This is a genomic window from Tardiphaga sp. (assembly GCF_044336785.1).
Taxonomy (GTDB): Bacteria; Pseudomonadota; Alphaproteobacteria; order Rhizobiales; family Xanthobacteraceae; genus Tardiphaga.
Genome location: NZ_JBIIOT010000156.1, coordinates 1 through 7,054, shown reverse-complemented (window position 1 = coordinate 7,054; position 7,054 = coordinate 1). Strand labels below are relative to the sequence as shown.

The window sequence follows — 7,054 nt, the reverse complement described above, 5'->3', positions numbered from 1 at the left end:
TCGGAGTGAGAGGAGAGGCCCCCTCACCCGGATTGCTTCGCAATCCGACCTCTCCCCGCAAGCGGGGAGAGGTAAGAAAGAGGCGCGCGCGATATCAGCCATCAGCTCGCCTTCTTGATCTTGAAGCTGGCCACATACTCATCCGGCTTCATCGGATCGAACGTCTTCCCCATCACCGCGAACGACTTGTAGCTCGTGGTCGGTGGCGTCAGCCCCATCTCCTTCATCACCTTCGCGGTGTCGGTCGCGAGATAGATCTGCTCGGCCACGCCCTTGTAGTCGACGTCGCCCTTGATCTGCCCCCAGCGCTTCATCTGGGTCATCATCCACACCGCAAAGCTCTGCCAGGGGAACGGATCGAAATCGACGCGCTTGGGATCGGTCTTGATGCCGCCGAGCCCGTCTGCATAGGTGCCGGTCAGCACCTGCTCCAGCACCACCGGCGGCGCGTTGAGATAGGCCGCCGGCGCAATCGCCTCCGCGATCGACTTGCGGTTCTCCGCCTTCGACGCATAGGCGGTCGCATCGACGATGGCGCGCGTCAGCGCGGCAAAGGAGTTCGGCGCCGTGGTGATGAATTCACGGCTGGCGGCGAACGAGCAGCACGGATGCCCGTCCCAGATTTCCTTCGACAGGATGTGCATTAAGCCGACGCCGTCATAGATCGCGCGCTGGCAGATGTTGTCGGGGGCAAGGAAGCCGTCGATATTGTCGGCGCGCAGATTGGCGACCATTTCCGGCGGCGGCACCGAGCGGATCTGGATATCCGCATCGGGATCGATGCCGTGTTCGGCGAGATAATAGCGCAGCAGATAGTTGTGCATCGAATAGTCGAACGGAACGGCGATCTTGAAACCCTTCCAGTCCTTCGGATCGCGCTTGTCCTTGTGCTTCATGGCAAGCGTGATGCCCTGCCCGTTGATGTTCTCGATCGCCGGCACCGTGAACGGGATCGGCTGCGAGCCGAGCCCGAGCGAGATCGCGATCGGCATCGGCGCCAGCATGTGCGCGGCGTCATATTCCTTGTTGATGGTCTTGTCGCGAATGACGGCCCAGCCGGCGGTCTTCACCACTTCGACCTTCAACCCCTGCTTCTGATAGAAGCCGAGCGGATCCGCCATGATGATCGGCGTGGCGCAGGTGATCGGAATGAAGCCGACCTTGAGCTCGGTCTTTTCCAGTTTGCCCGCGCCTTGCGCGAACACTTCGGTGGCGGTCTTGATCGGAAAGAACTGCGACAGTGCCGCCAGCGCGGTCGATGCGCCGACCGACTGCAGGAACGCGCGGCGGGTGGCCTGTTGCGGGAACAGCTGGCGCATCACCGCAGAGGCGACCACGCCCTCGTAGCGTTTCTCCTCGCTCGCGGGGACATCGCATTGCAACTGCAGGGAGGCCTCATGGGCGGACTGGCTGTCGTGCTGTCCGCAGCTGCAGGCGCCGAGGCGGCGGTTGGGGTCGAACGGATTGTCGAATGTGGACATTGTGACTCCTCCGGTGATGCTCCCGAGGAGTATTCAAGGAGTGTGCCAGCCCAGGCCGCGCCGAAAAGTCCAAGTGCCGCAGGCGTTTTCGGGGATCATTGGAAACCACGAGATTTCGTGCTACACGAAAATTCGTAGCCCGATTACGAAACTTCGGAGTCCACCATGGATGCGCCGGTGCGCGAGCCCGATTTGCGCCTGATCGCCTTCGATCACGCCATCGAGCCGACCTTGCTGCTCGATCCCCATGCCGACCAGATCATCGACGGCAATCTCGCCGCCTGCACCCTGCTCGGCTATGACCGCATGACCCTGCGCGAGATCAAGATCAGCGCACTGCATGCGGGTCAGCTCCCTGCCCTCATCGTGTTCACCCAGGCCGTACTCGCCAAGGGCAGCTATTTTACGCGCACGCTCACCCCGCGCCATGCCACCGGCCAGCCGCTGCAGCTCGAATATGCCGGCGCGCTGCTCGAGGTCGGCGGGCGCACATTGGTCACGCTCACCATGAGCGATCTCGAAGAGCGCCGCCGCCGCCATGTGGATGCCGATGCGGAAGACTACATGCATGGCGGCATCGCCGCCTGGCAGCGCGTCGAGCGCGTGTTCCAGGATATCGAGCGGGAAAACCAGCTGATCCTGCGCGCTGCCGGTGAAGGGATTTATGGCGTCAACGCCGAGGGCAAGGCAACCTTCGTCAATCCCGCCGCCGAGCGGATGCTGGGGTGGACGGCGGAGGAGCTTGTGGGGCGCGAGATCCACGCCATCATGCATCACAGCCACGCCGATGGCAGCCACTATCACGATCACGACTGCCCGATCTATGCGGCCTTCCGCGACGGCGCGGTGCACAAGATCGACAATGAAGTGTTCTGGCGCAAGGACGGCACGCCGGTCTGGGTCGAATACACATCGACGCCGATCCGCGATCGCCACATGGTGGTCGGCGCCGTGATCGTGTTTCGCGATGTCAGCCAGCGCCGCGAGGCGGATGAGAAGCTGCATGCAGCGCTCACCGAAGTCGATCGCCTGCGCGCGCGCCTTGAACTCGAAAACGCCTATCTGCAAGAGGAAATCCGCATCGAGACCAATCCGCGCGGCATCATCGGGCAGTCGGCGGCGATCCAGAAGACCCTGCGGCAGGTCAAGCTGGTGGCGCCCACCACCGCTGCCGTGCTGATCACCGGCGAGAGCGGCACCGGCAAGGAGCTGATCGCGCGCGCCATCCACGAAGCCTCCAGCCGCCGCGACCGCCCGCTGATCCGCGTCAATTGCGCCGCCATCCCGCGCGAACTCTTCGAGAGCGAATTCTTCGGCCATGTCCGCGGCGCCTTCACCGGCGCGGTGCGCGACCGCATCGGCCGCTTCGAGCTGGCCGACGGCGGCACGCTGTTTCTCGACGAGGTCGGCGAAATCCCGCTGGAGCTGCAGGGAAAACTGCTGCGCGTGCTGCAGGAGGGCCATTTCGAGCGCGTCGGCGAGGAGCGCACCCGCGAGGTCGATGTCCGCGTGATCGCCGCCACCAATCGCAACCTCAAATCGGAAGTGTCGCGCGGAAAATTCCGCGAGGATCTGTATTTCCGGCTCAACGTGTTTCCCGTGGAATCCGTGCCGCTGCGCGATCGCCGCGAGGACATTCCCCTGCTGGCGCAACACTTCCTGCTCAGCGAGCGCCTCCAGTCGGATCTCCGCCTCTCCGAGGGCGATGCGCGAAAACTGTCGCGCTACGACTGGCCGGGCAATGTGCGCGAATTGCAGAACGTGATCGAGCGCGCGGTGATCCTCGCGCAGAACGGCAGGCTGCGCATCGACCTGCCCGACAGCGCCGGCCCGCAAGCCGCCACCGGCGCGCGCGCCAAGACCGAGACGCGGCCGGCGGTGATGACATCCGGCGAGCTGCGCGATCACGAGCGCAGCAACATTCTCGCGGCGCTCGCCGCCACATCCGGAAAAGTGTTCGGCCGCCATGGCGCGGCCGAACTGCTCGACATGAAGCCAACGACGCTGGCGTCGCGGATGAAGGTGCTGGGGATCGAGGCGAAGACGACGTAGCGCCCGAACTGTCATTCCGGGGACGGACCGACGCCGCAGGCGGCGGGACGGAGCCCGGAATCTCGACGTGGAAGCCTCCGGCAGCCAAGCCACGCGGCGATTCCGGGTTCGCGCAAGCGCGCGCCCCGGAATGACGGGAAGCCTCCCTTGCAACCTCCGCGATTAGGCATATAGTCCCCTGCATGCCCTATCCCTTCGTCCCCCTTTTTGACTCCCCCATCCGCGTGATCGACAGCGCCGCGGATGCGGCGGCGCGTGATCCGGCCAACGGCCCGCCGCCGTTTCTGCGCGGTCGCCCGAAGGGATCGAAGCGCCCGCACACCGACGGCAAGGTCGCCGAGGTTCGGCGCCTGATGGAAGACACCACGCTGACCTACCGGCAGATCGCCGCACGCACCGGTGTCGGCGTCGGCAGCATCATGCGCTGGAAGCGCGATTTCGGCTGGCAGCGCCACCCGTTTGCTGCGCGCCCCACCGACACGGTGCCGACGGCGCGCGCCTCGCGCAAACTCAAGCTGCGCATGCTCGGCGCCAAACTGCACCTTCTCGCCGAGCGCTGTGTCACCGAGCTGTGGAACAGTCCCGCGGTCGATCTCGAGCGGCTGATCGGGGCGATGCAGGTGCTGCAGATGGCGCGCGTGGAGGCCATGGGCCGCCGCCGTCCGCGCCGCAGCCCCTTCGGGCCGACCCGCACCGTGCGGGAATGGATCGACCGCGACACCGCGATCCGCATCGCGCTGCAAGAGATGCGCCGTGGCGGTGTCGATATCGAGCATATTCCCGAGGAAGCGATGGCTTTGCTGGAGGATGCGCACACGCCGCCGGAGGATCATCCGGCGCTGAGGCAGAGGGGGAAGAGAAGAAGGTCTTAGAGCCTAGAGCGACGCGCTTGTCAGATTATTCCTATGTGTTCTCCGCGAGCCACTTCATCAAATTTGCTTCACCGGCCCCGGTCAGATGGTAAACTCCCCTTTCTGTTTGATGGACCAATCTATCCTTTTCCAAACTTTTAAGAGCTTTAGTGACAGCGGAAGCGTCTCGTTTCGCCATCTTCCCAAGCTGAGTGCGCGTTGCCCCCTCATTGCCCTTACGGCCGAGTAGCAACTGGATCTCGACCCAAGCGGGAACATTTCTGGATACGAAATCCTCTCCATCGATGCTCTCGAGCAATGGAAAAGTGGCGCGAGTAAGAGAAACCATTTCCAATCGCACAGCGCTCTCATCATCCACATGATACAATCGGATCAGTTCCGCCATTATCCAGGAAGCAGCCTTAGCTGCTAAATCGACGTCTATTCCGCGCGGGTCAATTTCCTTCACATGCACCGCACCACGTTTACTGCGAACATCATAAATCATTGCAAGGGCAATCTGGGGTAACAGCATCCGGATCGCTTCTGGCAAATTTGTATCATTCTCCAAAATTCGCGCGGTTGCCGCCGGAGATTTGATCTCGGCTGGCGCAACTCCGGTTCTGATGAACTCCAGAGCGCGGAAAACATGCTCCACAAATTTTCCCGCGCGAGTTAGAGCAGCCTCCGCGTCCAAAGCGCGATGCTTATGGATCACCCCCTCATAAGCGTTAAGCATGTCTTTGACGACTTGCGGATCGATTTTAGATGAAAGATTTCGTTCCAGCTCTTGGCGCACAGCTTCCTAAGCCTCAACCACGCAATAAGCCCAGACCTCCTTATTGTCCTCCATAACCTTCTGGCGCTTTAAACGCTTTTGCTGCACCGCTCGCAATAATGGTCCAGACACCGATGTTTGACGTGCTATTACACCACGCTCATGCAACTTCTCATGAACTGCACGCAGCGTGCGCGTGCTATCAAAGAACCCGTCATCAATGAACGCATCAATGTTTGACGAAATTGCATTTGCCGTTGATCGTCGGGTAGAATTTGTGCTCGCCTTTGATTTCGCTGGCGCTCCCAAAGCTACCTTGCGTCGAGCTGTTTTTCTCTCTCCCGAGATCGCCGCGGCAATATCCTCCAGATTTCCCTCACGCGCATTATAGCCTAGCGCTCCCGGGGCTATAAGATGTGCGTCTTTGAGAGTCTTGAGTATAGGACGCAGAGTATTTCCAGGAATTCCGAGCACCTTCTCTAAATCGGCAGGCTTCGTGGAAGTCTCCGGCACGCTATCTGTGACATACTGCCAGCCAAGAAGCGCAACGAGATAGACAAGCAATTTGCTTTCGCCACTAAGTGACGCGCATTCAGGCGTAAAACCAATTTCAACAGTATCCGTATAATATCGAACATATTTCGAGACTATCGCCTCGATCACAGCCTCATCAACTTCAGATTTCTTAGCGACTAAGTCCTTCAAAGCCATTTGAATCAGCGCCGTCCGCCGGCGCCCTTCCCGTTAGAGAAATTCGCATTGATTGCCTGATTACCCTTAGCCGTGACGTAGTAACGGCTCTTCTTACCGTGCACTTCTGCGACCCAACCGTTCTTTTGAGCAACGGCAAAATCACGACTAAAATTTCCGGGAGGAGGTTCGCGGGCTGTGATGAAGCGAGACTTGATATCATCTCGACTGAAATCACCCTGCCCTTCAACTTCGCAGACATACTGCGCGATCGTAACAATTTGCTCGGGCTTCTTTGAAGCTCCAATCTTGTCCAGATGCTCTCGTAACGAGAGCTGCACACTGTTTGGCGGAGGCGCGCTATGGCTCGCGCCCAAAGGAGGCGCAGCGGGACCAGATACGCCTCCGCCCATCACCACCTGCACCACCTGCAAAGCCAATCGCTGCTCGATCTGCTGCTCAATGTTGATCCCATCCCCGGACAGGCGGAGCGAGAACATTTTGGGGGCATCTTCTGTCATGAAAGATCCTCTGAGGAACCTAGCAAAGATTGCCGAGATCGAGCACCTCGTCAATCGAGATACACAATTAAAGTGTTTTATTTCCACATATTCGAGACCACACCATGAACAAACGCGAATATACTGCGAATATCCACCAACAAATACAGAACAATCAGCCTTAGGTACAGATTATTCCAAACTATATCGACGATATACGGGACTATGCCCATGAATGTATATAAGAAAAACAGAACCTTGATTTGAACGTATATCTACATACAAAGAATATTCCAACTAAACAATATACCGTACAAGTAAATATCTCTTTTTTATCAGATAGATATGAACTCAATACAAATCATTTTATACAGAACGTCTCAGAATAAGTACCAGAAAATCCCATTTCTTACATAACAAACATTATTTATTTCATACAAATCAATGGCTTATGAATAAACTAAAAAATGGTATGCCGCCAAACAGAGATCGGTACGACTATTCATGGTCTTGTACCTTCGACTGCTATCAGAACTGGCCTTGTCTGGGAGCAGCGATGACAGGCCATGCTCCCCTAGCGTCGCTCGACGGCGTTGATTTCGACAGCGGTCGTTGATTTTTTGAGCAAACAAGCGAGTTCTGCGCTTTAGGCAGCCTCATCCGTCATCCTAGAAAAAGACGACTGCGCATCCGACACATCAG

Annotated in this window: 6 protein-coding genes; 2 read left to right on the top strand and 4 right to left on the bottom strand. The window is 58.8% G+C overall.

Going from position 1 to position 7,054, the window contains the following annotated elements; translation table 11 throughout:
• Positions 1-101 precede the first annotated feature (101 nt).
• Positions 102-1,481: a CmpA/NrtA family ABC transporter substrate-binding protein gene (locus ACIQ2A_RS24855; protein WP_398484547.1), complete on the bottom strand. Its 1,380-nt coding sequence runs from the start codon at positions 1,479-1,481 to the stop codon at positions 102-104.
• 165 nt (positions 1,482-1,646) lie between these two features.
• On the opposite strand from ACIQ2A_RS24855, the gene ACIQ2A_RS24850 reads away from it, so the two are divergent.
• A complete protein-coding gene (locus tag ACIQ2A_RS24850) occupies positions 1,647-3,533 on the top strand; it encodes a sigma 54-interacting transcriptional regulator (RefSeq protein ID WP_398484544.1) in 1,887 nt (628 codons plus the stop codon).
• 182 nt (positions 3,534-3,715) lie between these two features.
• The gene (locus ACIQ2A_RS24845) at positions 3,716-4,405 is read left to right on the top strand and encodes a hypothetical protein (RefSeq protein WP_398484542.1); all 690 of its coding nucleotides are present in this window, start codon (positions 3,716-3,718) and stop codon (positions 4,403-4,405) included.
• Positions 4,406-4,436: 31 nt separating this feature from the next.
• Here the strand turns inward: ACIQ2A_RS24845 and ACIQ2A_RS24840 are convergent, their stop codons facing one another.
• The 3 genes from ACIQ2A_RS24840 to ACIQ2A_RS24830 are packed head-to-tail and all read right to left on the bottom strand — an operon-like array spanning position 4,437 to position 6,373.
• Complete coding sequence (locus ACIQ2A_RS24840) at positions 4,437-5,183, bottom strand: hypothetical protein (RefSeq protein ID WP_398484540.1); 747 nt, start codon at positions 5,181-5,183, stop codon at positions 4,437-4,439.
• Between the two features lie 6 nt (positions 5,184-5,189).
• Positions 5,190-5,873, bottom strand: coding sequence for a hypothetical protein (locus ACIQ2A_RS24835; RefSeq protein ID WP_398484538.1), 684 nt, complete (start codon positions 5,871-5,873; stop codon positions 5,190-5,192).
• Between the two features lie 5 nt (positions 5,874-5,878).
• Positions 5,879-6,373 carry a hypothetical protein gene (locus ACIQ2A_RS24830; RefSeq protein ID WP_398484536.1) on the bottom strand — a complete coding sequence of 165 codons (495 nt, stop codon included), beginning with the start codon at positions 6,371-6,373 and terminating at the stop codon, positions 5,879-5,881.
• Between the last annotated feature and the right edge of the window lie 681 nt (positions 6,374-7,054).

Excerpts from the sequence above, each read along its gene's own strand:
- ACIQ2A_RS24850 (WP_398484544.1), top strand. The coding sequence starts at position 1,647 with ATGGATGCGCCGGTGCGCGAGCCCGATTTGCGCCTGATCGCCTTCGAT.
- ACIQ2A_RS24845 (WP_398484542.1), top strand. The coding sequence starts at position 3,716 with ATGCCCTATCCCTTCGTCCCCCTTTTTGACTCCCCCATCCGCGTGATC.
- ACIQ2A_RS24835 (WP_398484538.1), bottom strand. The coding sequence starts at position 5,873 with ATGGCTTTGAAGGACTTAGTCGCTAAGAAATCTGAAGTTGATGAGGCT.
- ACIQ2A_RS24855 (WP_398484547.1), bottom strand. The coding sequence starts at position 1,481 with ATGTCCACATTCGACAATCCGTTCGACCCCAACCGCCGCCTCGGCGCC.
- ACIQ2A_RS24830 (WP_398484536.1), bottom strand. The coding sequence starts at position 6,373 with ATGACAGAAGATGCCCCCAAAATGTTCTCGCTCCGCCTGTCCGGGGAT.